The following is a 575-nucleotide window of genomic DNA, read 5'->3' as shown; positions in this document are numbered from 1 at the left end:
GTCACACTCCCGAACCTTCCTAAGGTCGAGTCGACAGATCATATTTCAAGGGCGAACAGCGGCCTGAGACCTTCACGTAGCTTGAGATGCTGCTGAGTTCTGCTGCGCCCTTCTCGCCGATAGGTACTGTTCTGCCTCAGCAATCCGCCGCTCAAGCGCACAACGTATCTCACCTGCTATTGAATCTTGGTCCTTGGCAAAAGTCGCCTCATCAAACGGCAGCTCCATCTCCTTCCGCAGTTCTGCAAGAACGGGTGGAAACAACGGCCTGATCTCAGCAAGGCGTTTAACCAGTGGTTTTAGCGCATTCAGATAGTAGGTGCTGCGCTCGGTCATGACTACATCCAGCTTGGCGTTCATGCCAGCTATCCGCTGATCGTGAGCCTGGATCACTTCAACTGCTCTCTGGCTTGCCACAGCGTTCACATTGGGTTGCACGTGGACAGTTTGCAGGTGCTTGATCATCGTCTGTCGCAACTCGAATTCAAGCTCCCGCTCTCGCTCAATCGCCTTGCAGCGATCCTGAATTTGGCCAAGTACAACCCTGTGCCCAATGCTTTCGCTCCACGCTAGGC

Annotated in this window: 1 protein-coding gene; it reads right to left on the bottom strand. The window is 54.1% G+C overall.

Annotated elements, in window-relative coordinates; translation table 11 throughout:
- Positions 1-72 precede the first annotated feature (72 nt).
- On the bottom strand, positions 73-575 hold a 503-nt coding region (locus tag RVY79_RS17035), incomplete at its 5' end, for a hypothetical protein (RefSeq protein WP_317465661.1).

The sequence above is a fragment of the Chromohalobacter sp. HP20-39 genome, assembly GCF_033052815.1.
Taxonomy (GTDB): Bacteria; Pseudomonadota; Gammaproteobacteria; order Pseudomonadales; family Halomonadaceae; genus Chromohalobacter.
Note: the sequence above shows the minus strand (reverse complement) of the source record. Positions and strands in the feature narration are given on the sequence as shown.